Origin of the sequence: Paenibacillus mesotrionivorans (assembly GCF_046098205.1) — a bacterium.
Classification (GTDB): domain Bacteria; phylum Bacillota; class Bacilli; order Paenibacillales; family NBRC-103111; genus Paenibacillus_AR; species Paenibacillus_AR mesotrionivorans.
Genome location: NZ_JBJURJ010000013.1, coordinates 1 through 17,078, shown reverse-complemented (window position 1 = coordinate 17,078; position 17,078 = coordinate 1). Strand labels below are relative to the sequence as shown.

Sequence of the window (17,078 nt, the reverse complement as noted above, 5' to 3'; positions counted from 1 at the left end):
GATACACTTCACTTTGTGGGGAAGTTTAACGGGAAGAAGGGATACGGATGAAGGATCCGGGACCTGCAGGCCGAATGTGGCAGCTGTATAAGATGGGAGGACTGACGCCTGCCATCACATCCATGTTCGATTCACGGAATGCGCAGCAAATGGCCTTTATCCGGTCCGTCATGAAGGAGCAGCGCAAAAATTCCCTGTATGATGTGCAGCTGGATACGCTGGAAGCGGTGGTTTTTGATTTGGAAACCACAGGATTCTCTCCTTATAACGGGGATGAGATTCTATCCATCGGCGCCATTCTGGTGAAGGGGGATCAGGTATGTGAGGAAACCTTCTATACCTTGGTCAATCCCAAACGCCAGGTGCCGGATGAGATTGTGGCTTTAACCGGGATCACCAATGAAATGGCGGGCCGAGCCCCGGATCTTATCGACGGGCTAAAGGGCTTTCTGGAATTTGTCAGCAACCGGGTGCTTATCGCCCATGGCAGCGGACATGACAAGCATTTCTTGAATTCAGCATTATGGAAAACCTCCAAGGTAAACCTGTCCCACAGGCTGCTTGATACCATGATGATCGGCATGTGGCTCCACCCTAAACGAAGCCACTTCGACTTGGATTCTATGCTGAATCTGTACGACGTGGAGGTACTGCACCGCCATCATGCGCTGGAGGACTCCATTATGACCGCCCATTTGTGGGCCAAAATGTTAAAGGATATTGCAGCCAAGGAGATTACCAATCTTGGCGACTTATACGCCCATCTCAGCCACTACGGTACCTGATGGCCTGTTCCTCCCAGGAACGGCCTCCCCGGGGAAGGTAGCAGCGGAGCTCGGGCGTATTGTTGTTTTGGAGAGAAATAATCAGATGCAGCGCCGTGTCCCATAAGCTGTCCATATCCGCGGCAGAAGGGATGGCAGAGGAATTGGGATGGGAATGAAACAGGCCCACTAGTGATAATCCCGTTGCTGTCTGAGCATAACGATAGACCGTCTCCACCCATTCCGCCGGATCAAAAGCAAAGGCCGATTCCGGATCTGCTGCCCTGTTGCGCATACATTGAAAACCTTCTACATATAAGGAGCCATTCCGGTTGTGCCCTGTCAGAATGCCGCAGCATTCTCGGGGGTAAACCTTCCGGCAGGCGGCGGCCAGGCTATCCGGATGGTGATGGTCCCGAAAGAGCTTCGGTTCAAAGAAAATATCCATGTCTTCCTCCGAATGGGGTTTGGGGCGTGTCAGACACGCCCTAGCTTATAGTATAATGAAGATACTCCAATTTCGGTAGGATGGTGGTCATGAAGATTTTGTTTTTGTTTTTGGGCTTTTTCTTTTTTGGGCTGGGTGCAATTGGAACGGTTGTGCCGGTGCTTCCCACCACACCCTTTTTGCTGTTGGCGGCGTTCTTTTTTGCCAGAGGGTCGGAGCGGTTTAATCGCTGGTTCTTATCCACAGGCCTGTACAAGAAGCATCTGGAGTCCTTCATTGAGTCCCGCTCCATGCCCCGCAGGACCAAGGTGTATATATTAAGTTTTGCTTCCACCATGCTGGCGGTGGCTTTTATCCTTACGGATCTGTTGTTCCTGCGTCTATTTATCCTGGTGGTGGCAGCTTATCTTCATTACTATTTCGCCGCCCATATCAAAACAATGCCGTCTGAACGGAAAAAAGGAGCCGAAAGCGGCTTTACGCCACCTCCGCCTCCGGTTTGACCAGGAAGAACACCAGGGTCAAAGCGATCAGAGCCAGAACCGATACGGTGATAAACACCAGCATGTCCGAACGGTTCATCATCAGCTCGAATAAGGGAGGACCTGCTGCCACCCCCAGAAAGCGCAAGCTGCTGTAGAGGGAGGTGATCATGCCGCGCTGCTCCTTTTCCACCGAGCCGGTAATCATGGTATTGAGGCAGGGCAGCAGCAGGCCGGTGCCTACACTGCTGGCCGTAAGCAGGCCGATGAGCCAGTAGATGTTGCCGTTCAGGAAGATCGCTGCGGTTAAGCAGGCGGTCATTACAGCCAGGCCGATCAGCATTAGCTTGCGCATGAGGATACCGTTCTTTTTGATGACGGCGCCGGTGGTGTATGAGGTGATGACCATTCCCAAAAGAGGGATAGCCAGCACAAGCCCCTTCACAACCCCGTCGATGGAATAGGGCGGTTCCTCCAAAATCTGTGACAGATAAAATAACACGCCGAACAGGACAAACAAGGCCAATGCTCCTGCCAGATAGCTGGTGAGGAGCCATTTGGCTTTTTCTTTAATGAGCTTCAGCGTGGTGTGGGTATACTCCCCCAGCTTCATGGGAGGGCCGTCCCGGCCTGGCTCCTTCAGCAGGAAAATCACGGCCAGAAGGGAGATGGCGCAGAATACCGGGAGGGCAAAAAAGGCCAGATACCAGACGATCAGCGCCAGTGCCGCCCCCAATATGGGACTGACCACCTTGCCGGTGCCGTTGGAGGCTTCGGTCAGACCCAGAGCCTTGCTCTCCGTTGCGCCGCTAAAAAGATCCCCCGCCAACGCCATGGCAATGGGGGCCGTCCCCGCTGCACCCAAACCCTGCAAGGCCCGCGCGCCAATAAGGACCGAATAGGAGCCCCAGATGGCTCCGAAGCCGGCTAGAATCCCTGCCGAGCCGTACACGATAAGAGAAGGAATCATAACGGCTTTCCGGGAAAAACGGTCGGACAGAAATCCGCTGACGGGAATAAACAAACCTGCCGTAACGGAAAACAAGGTAATGACCAGACTGGACTGGAAATCGGAAATCTGCATTTCCTGCACCATATCCGGCAGAATCGGAATCAGCATGGAATTGCCAAGCACCAGAACCAATGGGACGGTAGCAATGGCTGCGAACTGCCAGCCGTGGCCTTTTTCCGCTTTTTTAGACTTGGACTTGGAATTTGGCTCCTTTTTATCGGCCGTCTCCTCGCCGTCGTCCTTAATCAGGCTTTCAAACACAACCTCCAAGGGCTTTTGCTTCGTCTTCTCCATATATGTTTCAGCCTCTTCTCGTGGGGGATATCCCTAATCTGTCCCAACGGGTATTCGGTCATGCTGGAGAAGCGTGGTATAATTGGCCTGGATGTCGGCAATCATGTTAGAATCATTTTAATGAACTAGAATTTTGGACAGGAGGCACATCATGAACCGCAACCGGATCGTGGCACTGGCCGTAGGGCTGTTGCTCACGGGGACATTGCTGTACCATTACGGCTCACGCGGACAGGCCGAGGCCGTGCTTCCGGCAGAGGCCGCTCCGCGGCTGAACATGGCTGCGCCTTCCTTTCAGCTGACGGCTCTGGACGGGGCTACTTATCAGGTGGGGGGGCCGCGGGAGAAACCGCTGCTGTTGAATTTTTGGGCGTCGTGGTGCAGCCCCTGCGAAGAAGAGGCCCCTGCTTTGGCCAGCTTGTACGACAAGTACAAGGACAAGCTTGATCTATATGCCGTTAATTTGACGGAAAATGATGACTTTGACCAGGTAAAGGCCTTTACCAACCGGTTCAAGTTCCATTTCCCCGTTCTTCTGGACTACAAGCTGGAGGCAGCGAAAAAGTACCGGTTCCAGGTGATTCCCACCAGCTTCCTCATCGATACCAACGGCAACATTGTGGACGTGATCAACCTGCTCACCCCCGAGGAGCTGGAGAAGAAGCTGCAGAAGCTGATAGGGATTTAAAAGGATAGAAAAACACCGGAAACCTCGACGGAGGAGTTCCGGTGTTTTTTGTGTAAGCATAGAGCATTACAGTGCATTCGTTATGCACCATTTAGTGATTAATCAGCCCTGCTTTGCCGAAGGGGGCATCCTCCGCAATCGCGGAGCGTTCCTTGCCGATGAGGGCGTACCGGATACTGTCCACCAGCGCCTGCCAGCTGGCTTCAATAATATTATCGGACACCCCTACAGTGTTCCAGCTGTTCTTATAATCAGTGGTCTCGATCAACACCCGTACCTTGGCGGCGGTGGCATCCTTTTCGTCGATGACCCGGACCTTGTAATCTGCCAGATGCATATGGGCAATAGCCGGGTAATATTTCACCAGCGCCTTCCGCAGAGCATTGTCCAATGCATTAACGGGACCATTGCCCTCTGCCGCGGTGAAGATGGATTCCCCGTGGACCCTTACCTTGACGAAGGCCTCGGATAAAAAGGGATTGTCGCCGGACTTTTCAACGAGAAGCTTGAAGGATTCCAAAGTGAAAATATGCTCCAGTTCTCCGAAGGCTTCTCTTAGCAGCAGCTCCAGGGAAGCATCTGCCCCTTCAAACTGGTAGCCCTGATGCTCCAGTGCTTTGATCTGCTCTATAACGGCCTTGGTTTTGTCCGTCTGGCGGGTCACGTCCAGGTTCAGATCCTGGGCCTTGGCCAGAAGATTGCTCTGCCCGGCCAGCTCTGATACCAGCACCCGTTGTTTGTTGCCCACCAGCTCCGGAGAGATGTGCTCATAGGTGCTGGAGGCCTTCAGAATTGCGGAAACATGGATGCCGCCCTTATGGGCAAAAGCAGAAGCGCCCACAAACGGCTGGTTGGGGGAAACATGGATATTGGCAATTTCGCTGATATAACGTGCTGTTTGGGTCAGACCGGCCAACTGGTCGTCCGTGACGCAGCGGTATTGCATTTTCAGCTGCAAATTGGGAATAACCGAGCACAGATTGGCATTGCCGCACCGTTCGCCCAGCCCGTTGAAGGTGCCCTGCACATGCCGTGCACCCGCTTGTACCGCAGCCAGCGTATTGGCTACGCCCAGCTCGCAATCATTGTGGGCGTGGATGCCCACCGGAATGCTTAGCTCCTTGCAAACACGGCCAACGGCAGCGGCAATTCCATCGGGAAGCGTCCCTCCATTGGTATCGCAGAGGACTACACAGTCCGCTCCTGCGGCAGCGGCAGCCTTCACGGTATTTAAGGCGTAAGCTTCATTATGCTTGAACCCGTCGAAGAAATGCTCCGCCAGATAAATCACCTCAAGACCGTGGCTCTTCAAATAAGAGACGGAATCGGCGATCATGGCCAGATTTTCCTCCAGAGTGGTCTGAATGGCGGTTTCCACGTGGAAGTCCCAGGATTTCCCGAAGATCGAAGCCACGGAGACACCGGTTTCCAGAATCCGGTTGAGATTGGTATCCTCCTTGGCGGGAATCCCCTTCCGGCGGGTGCTGCCAAAGGCGCTGATTTTGGCATGCTGCAGAGGGAGCTCCTTGACCCGTTCGAAGAATTCAATGTCCTTGTAATTGCTGCCCGGCCATCCGCCTTCTATATAATGGACACCGAGTTCATCGAGCTTGCGTGCGATTTTCAGCTTATCCTCTACGGTCAAACTGATGCCTTCCCCTTGGGTTCCATCCCGCAGTGTCGTGTCAAAAATCTTCACTTGATTCATCCGTCAATGCCCCCTGTGCCCATCGCAAATATTCAACACACGACCCGTAGGCATGTATAATGCATCATTATAACATATTCTTCGGGGAAGAAGAGATATGTATAAAAAAATCCTATAGGAATGGAGGGGACTGGGGCTTCTTGACCTCTTCCCCAGGCAACGGTATGCTGAATAGAAAAGGGCGGCGGCCCGTAAATTTAGACCGGGAGGTGCACAGCAATGCCCAAATCGGATGCGGAATCCCATTATCCCAAAAACGGCAGAGTTGTCCTCCATATCGATATGAATGCCTTTTACTGCTCGGTGCATGAGGCGGTGGAGCCGGAGACATACAAGGGAAAACCCTGTGCGGTGGCCGGAAGCGTGGAGCTGCGGCGGGGGATTGTGGTCACCTCCTCCTATGTGGCCAGAGCCAAGGGAGTGCGGACGGGGATGCAGGTACGGGAGGCCTTGCGGCTCTGCCCGGAGCTGATCTTAATCTCGCCGGACTTTCACCTGTACCGACAATTTTCCCGGCGTTTCCTGAATATTGCCTACAGCTATTCGCCGCAGTTGGAGACCATGTCCATCGACGAGTGTTTCCTGGACATTACCGGCTCCAAGCAGTTCGGGACGCCCGTCCAAATCGCGGAGGAGCTGCAGGGGAGAATCCGGACGGAGCTGGGGCTGCCCTGCTCCATCGGCATCGCTCCCAACAAGCTTTTGGCCAAGATGGGATCGGATATGAAAAAACCCAACGGCATTACCATTGTCCGGAAGCGGGATGTGCCGTCGCTTTTATGGGACAAACCCTGCTCGTATATGTATGGCATCGGCAGCCGGACGGGGGAGAAGCTCGACAAGCTGGGCATCCGTACCATTGGGGAGCTGGCCCATGCGGAGGAGAGCTTTCTGACCGCCCAATTCGGCATTGTGGGGGCATGGCTGAAGGCTGCCGCGAACGGTGAGGATGAAACGCCGGTGAATCCGGAGCAGGAGGCCAGCAAGTCCATCGGCCATACGACTACATTGCCCAAGGATTTCACGGACGAGCTGGATATCCGGCGTGTGTTCCTGAATTTGGCTGATCAGGTTTGCCGCCGGATGAGAAAGCAGCATCTGATGTCCTCCACGGTGCAGATCACCATCCGTAATCCCAGTATGAAAACCATTACCCGTTCGGTGACGCTGGATGCCCCCACCGAGGATGCGGATACAGTTTTCGAAACAGCCTGCAAGCTTTTCCACCGCCATTGGCAAAAAGGCCAGCCTGTCAGGCTTTTGGGGATTACCCTGCAGAATCTGGTGGACAAGTCGGAGGCGGCAGTACAGCTGGATCTTTTCGACTATAACAGGCAGCCCAAGAAGGAAGAATTGAACCGGATAATGGATAAGCTCAGGGACCGTTTTGGCGAAAGCGCCATTCTCACCGCGGGTATGCTGGGTGATGATCCCTCCGCTTTAATCCGCAATCACAAGATCCGGGGAACGTCTCTGCAAACCGACCATTTAAAGGAAAAAGATTTTTTTGGGGAGTCCCAATAACAGAGTAATGCCATAGACTGTAACAGAGTCGCCATCTTTATTTGAACTTTGTATGAATTTATATTATAGTTCTTATTGAGGATGACTTTTGAGGAGGAAGATACAGATGGCCAAGTATACTTGGGTAGACAAAGAAACTTGTATTGCATGCGGCGCATGCGGCGCAACAGCCCCCGACATTTATGATTATGATGATGATGGACTGGCTGAAGTTATTTATGAAGGCGACGGCAACAAAGGCGTAACCGAAATTCCGGAGGATCTCTACGACGATCTTCAAGACGCCCAAGACGGCTGCCCGACAGATTCCATCAAGGTTGCAGAAGCAGCTTTCAATAAATAATTCATCCATCAGAAGAAGCTGCCGGTATTTGCCGGCGGCTTCTTTATTTTTGCTGCTTGCGGACAGAGAGGCCGTTATTGTCCGCATGTAGGCCATATTTGAATTTTCGCGGACAGACGATCCCTTATTCGGCTCTAAAGGTGCGCAAAACTGCTGTTTTTTCGCATATAAAGGATTCTGTGTCTGTTCAGGAGAAAGATTGGCTGTTTTCAGCAGAATAACGGAACCAGGGTCCGTGAGGTAAGCCGGATTATATACAGCACCTGCATTGTTGCCTATATGGGAGGTCCAAAACATGGTAAACTTGTCATGAGCGTTGGAAGCCCTAAAGGAGGAACGAATATGTCCGAGGTTAAACTGGCGGTGGCGTATGAGGATTACGAAAACGGCGTCGAGATGAAGCAGCTCATCGAGGAGCTGGCGGCGAAGCCGGAGAGCAAGGAGCTGGAAAGCCTGATTATCGGCGATTGGGGCGGCTCGTATGAGAACGACTCCAGTGCCGTGGTGGAGGCGTTGGTCCAGTCCAAGGATGCATTTCCCAAGCTGCGCAAGCTGTTTATCGGCGACATGGATTCGGAGGAGTGTGAGGTGTCCTGGATCATGCAATCGGATCTGTCTCCGCTCTTCACGGCATTTCCCGAGCTGACTTCCTTGACCATTCAGGGAAGCACAGACCTGAGCCTGAAGCCTGCCCGCCATGAAAAGCTGGAGGAGCTGGTTATCATTTGCGGCGGTCTGGGCAAGAGTGTGCTGGACAGCATTGCCCAAGCTCATTTTCCCCGCCTCAAAAAGCTGGAGCTGTATCTGGGCGTGGATAATTACGGCTTCGACGGTACCCTGGAGGATGTTCTTCAGGTGGCCAAACCCGGACTATTCCCCGAACTTACATACCTTGGACTGAAGGATAGCGAGATCCAGGATGAGATTGCCGTTGCACTGGCTGATGCACCGATTCTGGACCAGCTGCATACTCTCGATTTGTCCTTGGGAACCTTGACCGATGCCGGGGCGGAGGCATTATTGAACAGCGAGCGGGTGAAGAAGCTGCACCATCTGGATTTGAGCCATCATTTTATGTCGGAAAAGATGATCAAACGCTGGAAACAATCCGGTCTGCCTGCGGACATCAGCGATGCCCAGGATGAGGATGACGAATACCGGTATCCGGCACTGACCGAATAGGATGGAGCAGCAGCTTATTCTGATTGGTAATCCTGGCAACCGCCGGACGGAAGGGCTGCAGGAGGCACGGCGGCAGCTGGGGCTGGAGCCGGCACTGGTGATTCCGTACCTGGATTTGCTCCAGGGGACAACCACTTTGGAAGAAGCGTGCCTGCGCTTTGGCCTTCCCGCGGATGCTGTTCCCATGCTGCGGCTGGATGCCCCCGGCGAGGACTTCCAGGTGGAGCGGCTTCTGATCGCCCTGGGTGCGCCGGATGCTCCTGTTGAGAAGCGGGTCGAGGGACTGTTGGTCTACGGGGCTATCCCCGATCCTCATCCGCTGGCGGAGGAAGAGGCGCTCTGCATCCGGGAGGAGGCGGGACGGCTGATCCATCCCTCCCAGTGGTTCCGCGGTTACATGCGGCTGTTGGGACGACTGGAGCGGGAAGCGGAGCAACTGTGGCCCGTCCCGTTCTGGTTGAATGCTCCTACCGATATTGCCGCCATGTTCGATAAACGGGTTACCCACCGGATTCTGTCCGGAGCCGGGATTGCCGTCCCGAAGCCGCTGGCTCCTCCTGAGGAGCTTCCCGATTCTGAAGCTCTGCGCGAAACGATGCTTCAGAAGGGGAAACACCGGGTTTTTGTGAAGCTGGCATCCGGCTCGGGGGCATGCGGTGTAGTGGCATACCAGGTGAACCCCAGGACTGGGGCGGAGGTGGCTGTTACCACCCTGGGGGTGGAGCAGCACCTGACCCGCCCTCCGGTGTATTACAACGCCATCAAGCCGTTCCGTTATACGGAACCGAAGCTCATCCGGCTGCTGCTGAACTGGCTGCTGATCCACGGGGCTCATGTGGAGGAGTGGATAACGAAGGCCACGTACCAGGGCAGGGCTTTTGATGTGCGGCAGCTGGTGGTGGACGGGCAGGCCTGCCACAGTATCGCGAGACTAAGCAGGACCCCCATCACCAACCTTCATTTGAGAAGTGAGCGGAAGAGTCTGGAGGAGCTGGGCCTATCGGAGGAGATCCGGCGGGGGGCGGAGGAATCTGCGGAGCGGGCGTTGTCTCTTTTCCCGCGTTCTTTGGTTGCCGGGGTGGATGTATTGCTGCGCCATGGCACCTATGCTCCCGTTATCGGGGAGCTGAATCCCTTCGGCGATCTGTTGTACCGGGTTGACTATCAAGGTTATGGCACCTACGCCTGGGAAATGAAGCGGCTCCCGGATTACGACATGTGGAGGGCACGGGGGGGTTCGCCTGAACCGGCAGAAGTGGCAAAAGCTGAAGGGGATGCAGGAGCTTCAGGAGGTATAGCACCATGACGGACATGAACCAAATCGTTGGCGACTACGACATTCTTATGATTACTCTGGATACCCTCCGGTATGATGCGGCGGTGCTGGAGGAAGCTAATTGCCCCAACCTGTGCGGCGGCGGGCATTGGGAAAAACGGCATTCGCCGGGAAGCTTCACCTATGCGGCTCACCATGCTTTTTTCGGGGGATTTTTGCCGACACCGGTCACTACGGACAAAACCGGACCTGAACACGTCAGACTGTTTCATTCCAAAAACACCGGCAAACCCACCCACCCCCACACCTGGCTGTTTGACACTCCGGATATGGTATCCGGCCTGGCGGGAGAGAGCTATAAAACCGTCTGCATCGGCGGGGTGATCTTTTTTACGAAAAAAGTACCGTTAGCCCGTGTGCTGCCCGGGTATTTCCAGAAAAGCTACTGGCGCATGAGCTTTGGGGTGACCAACCCCCGTTCCACGGAGCATCAGGTGGACCATGCGCTGAAGCTGCTGGGTGAAACCGGGCAGGAGGAGCGGCTTTTTCTGTTTATGAACATTTCGGCTATTCATGGGCCTAATCATTATTTTGTGCCCGGGGCCAAGCGGGACTCGGTGGACACCCAACGGGCCGCCTTACGCTATGTGGACGGCCAGCTGGGGCGGCTGTTTGCAGCAATGCGCGCCCGGAAGCGGCCAGCTATTTGCCTGGTCTTCTCCGATCATGGTACTGCCTATGGAGAAGACGGCTATGAAGGACACCGGCTTGCCCACGAGGTGGTATGGACGGTGCCGTACCGTGAGTTTGTTCTTTAGAGGGTTGTGCGGTGGGATGTAAACCAGCGCTGCTGAAACGCTAACGGAACTCAGAAGCTCTTAGCGGCTGAAAAGGCGGCTATTTGACTTGTAACGGAATTCAGTGCCTCTTAGCGCACAATTTGCAGCTCTTTTGGCCCGGTTAAGCAGGCTAAGAGTCGCTCAGCTCCGTTAGCGCGCTGAGGCAGCGGATTTCGGCCTCTAAGAGTCGCTCAGTTCCGTTAGCGCGTCAAGCTGGCGGATTGCAGCCTGGAGGTAGTGGATTCCGAGACGGCCCGCCAGTCAAAAGAGCTTCCATCGAAAGGAGGACGTTCCCGTGTTCGATTTAACTTTTCCCGATCCGTCGGATGATGCGGCTATTGTCCGGTGGAAGGAGGAGGTGCGGGCAAAGCCGTACCGCTCCTATTTGTACTCGTATCCCCACAAAACGGCTTACCGGGAGCTGAAGCCGGGCCTGCCTCTTGCCCAGCTGTGGGAAAAGGAACCCGCCGATAGCTTCTTTTTATATATGCATATCCCCTTTTGCGGGGCCCGCTGCGGCTTCTGCAACTTGTTTACGCTGGCGGACAGGCAGCCCGGGCTGCACCGCCAATATGTGGATGCTCTGGAGCGCCAAGCCCGGCAATGGTCGCCTTTCGTGAGCCGCAAACCCTTCGCCCGTTTTGCCATCGGCGGCGGCACACCGACACTACTGGCGCCGGAGCTCCTGGACAGGCTATTCGATATAGCCGAAGAGGTTATGGGCCTAAACCCGGAGCACGCGTCCATCTCCGTGGAGGCTTCTCCGGATACCGTCACCCCGGAGCGTCTGGATGTTCTCCGTAAGCGCCGGGTAGACCGGGTCAGCATGGGGGTGCAAAGCTTCGTGGAAGCAGAGTCCGCCGCCATCTACCGGCCGCAGAAGCCGCTGGAGGTGGTGCGGGCGCTGGAGCGCCTGAAGCGTTACGATTTCCCGGTGCTGAATCTGGACCTGATCTATGGGCTGCCCGGGCAGACGGTTCAATCCTGGCTGTATTCCCTGGAGCGGGCGCTGGCGTTCCAGCCCGAGGAAATCTTCCTGTATCCACTGTACACACGGGAGCATACCATCCTGAAACCTCAAGAAAGCCGGCGGGATGGCACCGATCTGCGGATGGAGTGTTATCTTGCCGCCCGAGACCGGCTTGCGGCGGAGGGGTATGTCCAATCCTCTATGCGCCGGTTTGCCAAACCCCCGGCACATTCCGGCAAGACCGTATTGCCCTACGGCTGCCAGGAGGAGGGGCTGGTTGGCCTGGGCTGCGGTGCCCGCTCCTACACCCGGCAGGTGCATTACGCAACCCGGTATGCCGTCAGCCGGGTAGCTTCGGAACGGATTATCCGGGAGTATATCAGCGCCGATAGCTATGAAACCGCGGACTACGGTATGGTGCTGGACAGCCGGGAGGAGAAGCGCCGCTACATTCTGAAGGCGGTTCTGCATCAGGAAGGTTTGGCGCTCCCCGCTTATGAAGAACGGTTCGGCAGCCCGGCGCTGGAGGATTGCCCGGAGCTGCAGGTGCTGCTGAAGGCGGAGTGGGCCTCTAGCTCGGATGGCATCCTCCGGCTGACAGATGAAGGTTTTGCCCATTCCGACGCCATCGGAGACGGGCTAATCTCCCCGCAGGTACGGGAGCGGATGGAAGGATTTGTGTTCGCATGAGGGCCGTATTGTATTACCGCGGCTCCTTATCCTCCTGCAATTACGACTGTCCGTATTGCCCCTTCGGCAAAAAGAAGGATACAGCGGAAACTCTTGCCCGGGACCGGGAGCAGCTGTCCCGGTTTGTCCAGTGGGTGGGTGCACAGAGTGAAGCCGGGCACCGTTTGAAGATCTTTTTTAACCCTTATGGGGAGGGGCTGATCCACCGCTGGTACCAGACGGCTATGACGGAGCTTTCCCGCATGGAGCATGTGGAGAAGGTGGCCATCCAGACGAACCTGTCTGCGGGTCTGGCCTGGGCGGACGGCCTCAATCCGGACAAGGCGGCATTCTGGGCTACTTATCATCCGGGGCAGGTGGGCGAGGCGGCGTTTTTGGGCAGGTGCGGGGAGCTGCACAGCCGGGGCATTCCCTTCAGTGTGGGGACCGTAGGCGTAAAAAGCGCCTTCGAAGCCATAGCCTCGCTGCGCGGCAAGCTGCCTGCGGGGGTGTATCTCTGGGTGAACGCCTACAAGGATAAGGCGGATTATTACACGGAGGAGGACCGCTCGTTTTTAAGCGGAATCGATCCCCATTTTGAAAGGAATCTGATGGATTATGCGAGCTCCGGCAAAAGCTGCCTGGCAGGCGAGTCTGTTTTCTACGTCCAGGGCACGGGTCTGGTGAAGAGATGCTACCAGGACCGGCAGGTGCTGGGGCATCTGTACCGGGAGGGACTGGAGGGACTGTCCCGCCGGAGGCTGTGCAGAATGGATGCCTGCGGCTGCTACATCGGGTACATCCATATGCCGGAGCTGGAGTTGGCGGAGGTGTATGGGGAGCGGCTGCTGGAGCGGATTGCTGGACCCGGCGCCGGGATAGCTCGGACCTGAGCCATTCCGTGATGTTCGGAGCTGGAAAGGGCCGTTTATTACAAGGAGGAGCGCTGATACATGCTTAGGAAGCAGCAAGGGTGGACCCTATGGATGACGGGATTGCCAAGCGCGGGCAAAACCACCACCGCCAACGCATTGACGGAAAAGCTGGAGGAGCTCGGTTGCGCCGTGGAATGCCTGGATGGTGACAAATTGAGGCAGCATATCGGTTCCGGCCTGGGTTTTACCCGTGAGGACCGGATGGAGAACGTACGCAGAGCGGTGTACGTATGCGGCCTTTTGAACCGGCACGGAGTGAATGCGGTTGTCGCTATGATCAGTCCGTATGCGGAAATGCGTGCGTATGCCCGCAGTCAATTGACCAACTTCATGGAGGTGCATATCGACTGTACCATATCCGAATGTGAACGGCGGGATGTGAAGGGGTTGTATGCCAAGGCGCGCCGGGGTGAGATTCCCCTGTTTACCGGAGTGTCCGATGTTTATGAACGCCCGGAGAATCCCGAGCTGGCCCTTCATACGGACGGTTCCGAGGTGGGGGATAATGTGCGCCTGCTGCTGGAGATGCTGCAAACCAGAGGATATGCTGCGGCGCCCTCCGTGTTCGGGGTCTAGAGTCTCATTTAACGGCGGCGCCGTTTTGCCGATATAATCCATGACGACACGGCAGAAAGGCGGTGCTGGTATGAATCAAAAAGAGCTGGAGGACCAGCTGCAGGCGTTTTTTGAGCATAATCCTCTGGATGACGATATGGTGTATCTCAAGCAATTTGTGAAGGAACACCCGGAAAACAAGCTTTCCTGGTATCTCTTGGGCAAGGAGTATGCGCTGCGGGGCAAACAAGGGAAGGCGCGGTACTGCTTTGCTCAAGCGGGAGAGGTATATGAAGCCTTCGAGAAAAAGAGGGTCCGTCTAGGGCTTCTGGAGGAGCTGAAGGCGGAGGAAGGGACAGCCGCCGGAGGCACCGTCCGCAAAAAACGGGCAAGATTGGCAATCAAGCTGGCCGGTGCAGTATTAATAGCGCTTCTGGCCGGTTCATACATATTAGGAGACGGGGTTCTTCCCCGTAAAGATTTGGACGGAACCGGGGAGTTGGCTTCGGAGGAGACCGAAACAGCTGCTCCGGGAGAAGGGGGGCTGCGGATTCTGTATACCGATCCGGTTGCCGGGCGGGGTCAGGAGCTGTGGAAGCAGGTAGTTCAGCCGGGGCAAGCTCCGGGCAGCAAAACACTGGTGGTGGAGGGGATACCCACCTCTGACGGGAAATGGGTTAACGGGCTGCGCCAGCCAACACTGCTGGCCAGTGCGGAGAGTGCTTCCGCCGGCAACGGGGTGAAGGTGGATTATCTTCAGCAGGCCTGGTGCAATTGCACTCCCCAGGTGAGTGTGGAAGCAGCGGCAGCTGTAGCCTCCTGGTACCAGAGCCAGGAGCAGGACGTGATCCTGCGCTCCGTCGTCAAAGCCTACCAAAGCAGGTACGGGGCGGCGTTGCCGGAAACCCTGGACGGGGTGGTCCGGAATTTTCCGGATAATCTCCTGCCGGGGTATACAGAGCAGATGAAAGCGGCCTATGAGGCGCTGCAGAGCGGGGCTCCTTCAGCAGGTGCTGCTCCAGGCAGCGGCGGAGGAGCCGGCGCTGGTGTTGGGCAGGACGGGGCAGGGGCAGGTCAAATCCCCGCTCTCTTCAGCGAACCGCTGGAGATTGTGGTCGACCGGCAAAACTACAGGCTTGCCTTGGTCAGCGGCCGGTTTATTCTGCGCAGCTATCCGGTTGGCCTGGGGGGAGACAAAACGCCTGAGGGTGTTTTCACCATCACGGACAAAGTCAAAAACCCCAACGGCAGAGACGATGGGGACTTCGGCTCCAGAGGCATGCAGCTGTCAGATACCGACTATGCCATTCATGGAACGAAAGAGCCGAGGAGCATTGGAGAAGACCGCTCACTCGGCTGCGTTCGGATGTTGAAGGCGGATATAGAAGAGCTGTTCGACATGGTCCCCTCGGGAACTAAGGTAACCATCGGACGCGGTCTGCTGCCGGCGGATATCCTCCGGAGCGAATCGCCCTTCCGTATGCCGGCCCTGCGCCAGGAAACCAATCCCGGCAAAATCTACAGGTGGCTGTAGGTTAACCGTTTACAATGATCAGGACGGAAACAAGTACAACGATGGCGCCTACAATGGAGGCCGTCCAAATGAGGGCCTTCTTATTCATTTCGTTGTCCTTTTTCTTGGTGCGGGCCATAATAGGAGCCTGCTTTTTCACGGACATGTATGATCGCCCTTTCTTCTCACGATATTGAACACTCCTATTTTAGCACAATCCGGCGAGGGTGTACTAGCACCCCTTTATAAATTCGCGCCAAGGCTGCCGATATTCTTGCAAACCTTGGAAGGATGGGGTTTAATAATGAAGGAGACAGCGTAAGCTTACGAAGTTGAGCCTTGCTTAACAGCAAAGCTCTTGGGAGGAAGCCGGATGGACGGAAGAGATTGGAGCAAGTTTTTGCTCCCGTACGAGCAGTCGGTGGAGGAGCTGAAGGTCAAGTTCAAGCTTCTACGGACAGAGCTCAAGTCCCGGGAGGAATATTCGCCTATTGAGTTCGTGACAGGGCGGGTGAAGAAAATATCGAGTATTCTGGCCAAGGCCAAAAAGTTGAACGTGCCCATGGACCAGCTGGAAACGGGCATCGAGGATATTGCGGGTATCCGCATCATGTGCCAGTTCGAAGAGGATATTGAGCGGCTGGCGGAGCTGATCGCAGACCGCAAGGATCTGAAGGTGCTGTATTGCAAGGACTATATCCGCAACAAGAAGGAAAGCGGGTACCGCAGCTACCATATTATTGTGGAATATCCGGTGCAAACCTCATTGGGGATGAAGAATATACTGGCCGAAGTCCAGCTGCGTACGCTGGCGATGAATTTTTGGGCCACCATCGAGCATTCCCTCAATTACAAATATCATGGCATTATTCCCGCGGATATCAGCGGGCGGTTATCGAAAGCGGCTGAAGCGGCTTACCGGCTGGATAAGGAAATGTCCAGCATCCGGGATGAAATTGTGGAATCCCAGAAGCTGTTTGAGGACCATTCCATTCTGGTGTCCAAGATTCTGAATATGATCCAGGTGCTGTACTTCTACCGCAAGGGCAAGGAAGCGGCGGAATTTCAGCGCAGGCTTGAGGAAATCTGGGAGTCCAACGAGCTGTCCAAGCTGTACGGACTGGCGGACGAGGTGGAGAAGGCTGTGATCAAGGCAAGAGAGGCCTTTAAGACCAAGCCCGAAGGGGAACAAGGATCATGAGGGGCTACGAGGAGCTGTATGTGGCCTTCATCTATTACTTCAATATCGAACGCGACTATTTCGAATGTCATGAGGTGATGGAGGCGCTGTGGCTGGAGGAGGGGCGCAATCCCATTTTCCAGGGACTGCTGCAGCTTGCAGTGGGGCTGTATCATCACCGCAACGGCAATGTCAGCGGCTCGATCAAGCTGTTCTCCCAGGGCATCGCCAAGCTGGAAGCACAGCCTGACATTCTTCACGGCATCAGGCTGCAGAAGCTTGTAGAGGATGCAAGGGTATACGTGGAGAAGCTGAACCGGCTGGAGGAGGAGCCCTTCGAATTCTATGATCTGGATATCGAGGTTACCGATCCGGTGCTGGAAGATTTGGTGGAGGAAATGAAGCTGAATCCGCCCGAAAAAGAAGAATAGCACGGCTGCCCTGTTTGCGGGGCGGCCGTTTTTTGGCTGTGCGGGGGCAAATAGCGTCCCCTGCTTCGGTTAGAATCAGATTCGTTGCTATGAACGTTTTTGTCAAGCCCTCCGGTTTTGCAGGGTCGGAGCACGTGGCACGGGAGCAAATAAACGAGCGACGGTCGGCACGCTGCTATCCGTGGGTTGGTACCACATGGTATGCCTTCGTCAAGGAGAGCGGTGGCAAGCTAGAAACGCACGTAAAGGGAAGTTCCCTTTGTGC

18 protein-coding genes are annotated in these 17,078 nt (G+C 55.5%); 14 read left to right on the top strand and 4 right to left on the bottom strand.

The window, feature by feature from the left end; genetic code table 11:
* Positions 1 to 47 precede the first annotated feature (47 nt).
* Positions 48 to 785, top strand: coding sequence for an exonuclease domain-containing protein (locus ACI1P1_RS19000; protein WP_416218028.1), 738 nt, complete (start codon positions 48 to 50; stop codon positions 783 to 785).
* Here ACI1P1_RS19000 and ACI1P1_RS18995 read toward each other — a convergent pair.
* Complete coding sequence (locus ACI1P1_RS18995) at positions 766 to 1,212, bottom strand: M67 family metallopeptidase (protein WP_416218027.1); 447 nt, start codon at positions 1,210 to 1,212, stop codon at positions 766 to 768. The genes ACI1P1_RS19000 and ACI1P1_RS18995 overlap by 20 nt on opposite strands.
* Positions 1,213 to 1,301: 89 nt before the next feature.
* Here ACI1P1_RS18995 and ACI1P1_RS18990 point away from each other — a divergent pair, with 89 nt between their 5' ends.
* Positions 1,302 to 1,715, top strand: coding sequence for a YbaN family protein (locus tag ACI1P1_RS18990; RefSeq protein ID WP_416218026.1), 414 nt, complete (start codon positions 1,302 to 1,304; stop codon positions 1,713 to 1,715).
* Here ACI1P1_RS18990 and ACI1P1_RS18985 read toward each other — a convergent pair.
* The gene (locus ACI1P1_RS18985; protein ID WP_416218025.1) at positions 1,690 to 3,000 is read right to left on the bottom strand and encodes an MFS transporter; all 1,311 of its coding nucleotides are present in this window, start codon (positions 2,998 to 3,000) and stop codon (positions 1,690 to 1,692) included. The two genes, ACI1P1_RS18990 and ACI1P1_RS18985, sit on opposite strands and share 26 nt — an antisense overlap.
* A 151-nt stretch (positions 3,001 to 3,151) precedes the next feature.
* Here ACI1P1_RS18985 and ACI1P1_RS18980 point away from each other — a divergent pair, with 151 nt between their 5' ends.
* On the top strand, positions 3,152 to 3,688 hold the full coding sequence (locus ACI1P1_RS18980; protein WP_416218024.1) for a TlpA family protein disulfide reductase: 537 nt from the start codon (positions 3,152 to 3,154) through the stop codon (positions 3,686 to 3,688).
* A 91-nt stretch (positions 3,689 to 3,779) separates the two neighbouring features.
* Here ACI1P1_RS18980 and cimA read toward each other — a convergent pair whose 3' ends face one another.
* Positions 3,780 to 5,396: a citramalate synthase gene (gene cimA, locus ACI1P1_RS18975; protein WP_416218023.1), complete on the bottom strand. Its 1,617-nt coding sequence runs from the start codon at positions 5,394 to 5,396 to the stop codon at positions 3,780 to 3,782.
* Between the two features lie 219 nt (positions 5,397 to 5,615).
* On the opposite strand from cimA, the gene ACI1P1_RS18970 reads away from it, so the two are divergent.
* From ACI1P1_RS18970 to ACI1P1_RS18930, 9 genes are all read left to right on the top strand, one after another.
* A complete protein-coding gene (locus ACI1P1_RS18970; RefSeq protein WP_416218022.1) occupies positions 5,616 to 6,920 on the top strand; it encodes a DNA polymerase IV in 1,305 nt (434 codons plus the stop codon).
* A 106-nt stretch (positions 6,921 to 7,026) separates the two neighbouring features.
* A complete protein-coding gene (locus ACI1P1_RS18965) occupies positions 7,027 to 7,263 on the top strand; it encodes a ferredoxin (protein ID WP_113020661.1) in 237 nt (78 codons plus the stop codon).
* Positions 7,264 to 7,605: 342 nt separating this feature from the next.
* Positions 7,606 to 8,445, top strand: a complete 840-nt coding sequence (locus ACI1P1_RS18960) for an STM4015 family protein (protein WP_416218021.1) — start codon at positions 7,606 to 7,608, stop codon at positions 8,443 to 8,445.
* 1 nt (position 8,446) lies between these two features.
* Positions 8,447 to 9,751, top strand: coding sequence for an STM4014 family protein (locus tag ACI1P1_RS18955; RefSeq protein ID WP_416218020.1), 1,305 nt, complete (start codon positions 8,447 to 8,449; stop codon positions 9,749 to 9,751).
* Positions 9,748 to 10,539: an STM4013/SEN3800 family hydrolase gene (locus tag ACI1P1_RS18950; protein WP_416218019.1), complete on the top strand. Its 792-nt coding sequence runs from the start codon at positions 9,748 to 9,750 to the stop codon at positions 10,537 to 10,539. The genes ACI1P1_RS18955 and ACI1P1_RS18950 overlap by 4 nt, the downstream gene beginning before the upstream one ends.
* 316 nt (positions 10,540 to 10,855) lie before the next feature.
* Positions 10,856 to 12,220, top strand: a complete 1,365-nt coding sequence (locus tag ACI1P1_RS18945) for an STM4012 family radical SAM protein (RefSeq protein WP_416218018.1) — start codon at positions 10,856 to 10,858, stop codon at positions 12,218 to 12,220.
* Positions 12,217 to 13,092 (top strand): STM4011 family radical SAM protein, encoded by an 876-nt coding sequence (locus tag ACI1P1_RS18940; RefSeq protein WP_416218017.1) that lies wholly within the window; start codon positions 12,217 to 12,219, stop codon positions 13,090 to 13,092. The genes ACI1P1_RS18945 and ACI1P1_RS18940 overlap by 4 nt, the downstream gene beginning before the upstream one ends.
* 60 nt (positions 13,093 to 13,152) lie before the next feature.
* Positions 13,153 to 13,710, top strand: a complete 558-nt coding sequence (cysC, locus tag ACI1P1_RS18935; RefSeq protein WP_416218016.1) for an adenylyl-sulfate kinase — start codon at positions 13,153 to 13,155, stop codon at positions 13,708 to 13,710.
* 70 nt (positions 13,711 to 13,780) lie between these two features.
* On the top strand, positions 13,781 to 15,223 hold the full coding sequence (locus ACI1P1_RS18930) for a L,D-transpeptidase (protein ID WP_416218015.1): 1,443 nt from the start codon (positions 13,781 to 13,783) through the stop codon (positions 15,221 to 15,223).
* Position 15,224: 1 nt separating this feature from the next.
* Here the strand turns inward: ACI1P1_RS18930 and ACI1P1_RS18925 are convergent, their stop codons facing one another.
* Positions 15,225 to 15,368 (bottom strand): hypothetical protein, encoded by a 144-nt coding sequence (locus ACI1P1_RS18925; RefSeq protein ID WP_416218014.1) that lies wholly within the window; start codon positions 15,366 to 15,368, stop codon positions 15,225 to 15,227.
* A 207-nt stretch (positions 15,369 to 15,575) separates the two neighbouring features.
* On the opposite strand from ACI1P1_RS18925, the gene yjbM reads away from it, so the two are divergent.
* Positions 15,576 to 16,403 (top strand): GTP diphosphokinase, encoded by an 828-nt coding sequence (gene yjbM, locus ACI1P1_RS18920; protein WP_416218013.1) that lies wholly within the window; start codon positions 15,576 to 15,578, stop codon positions 16,401 to 16,403.
* A complete protein-coding gene (locus ACI1P1_RS18915; RefSeq protein WP_416218012.1) occupies positions 16,400 to 16,813 on the top strand; it encodes a DUF309 domain-containing protein in 414 nt (137 codons plus the stop codon). The genes yjbM and ACI1P1_RS18915 overlap by 4 nt, the downstream gene beginning before the upstream one ends.
* Positions 16,814 to 17,078 lie beyond the last annotated feature (265 nt).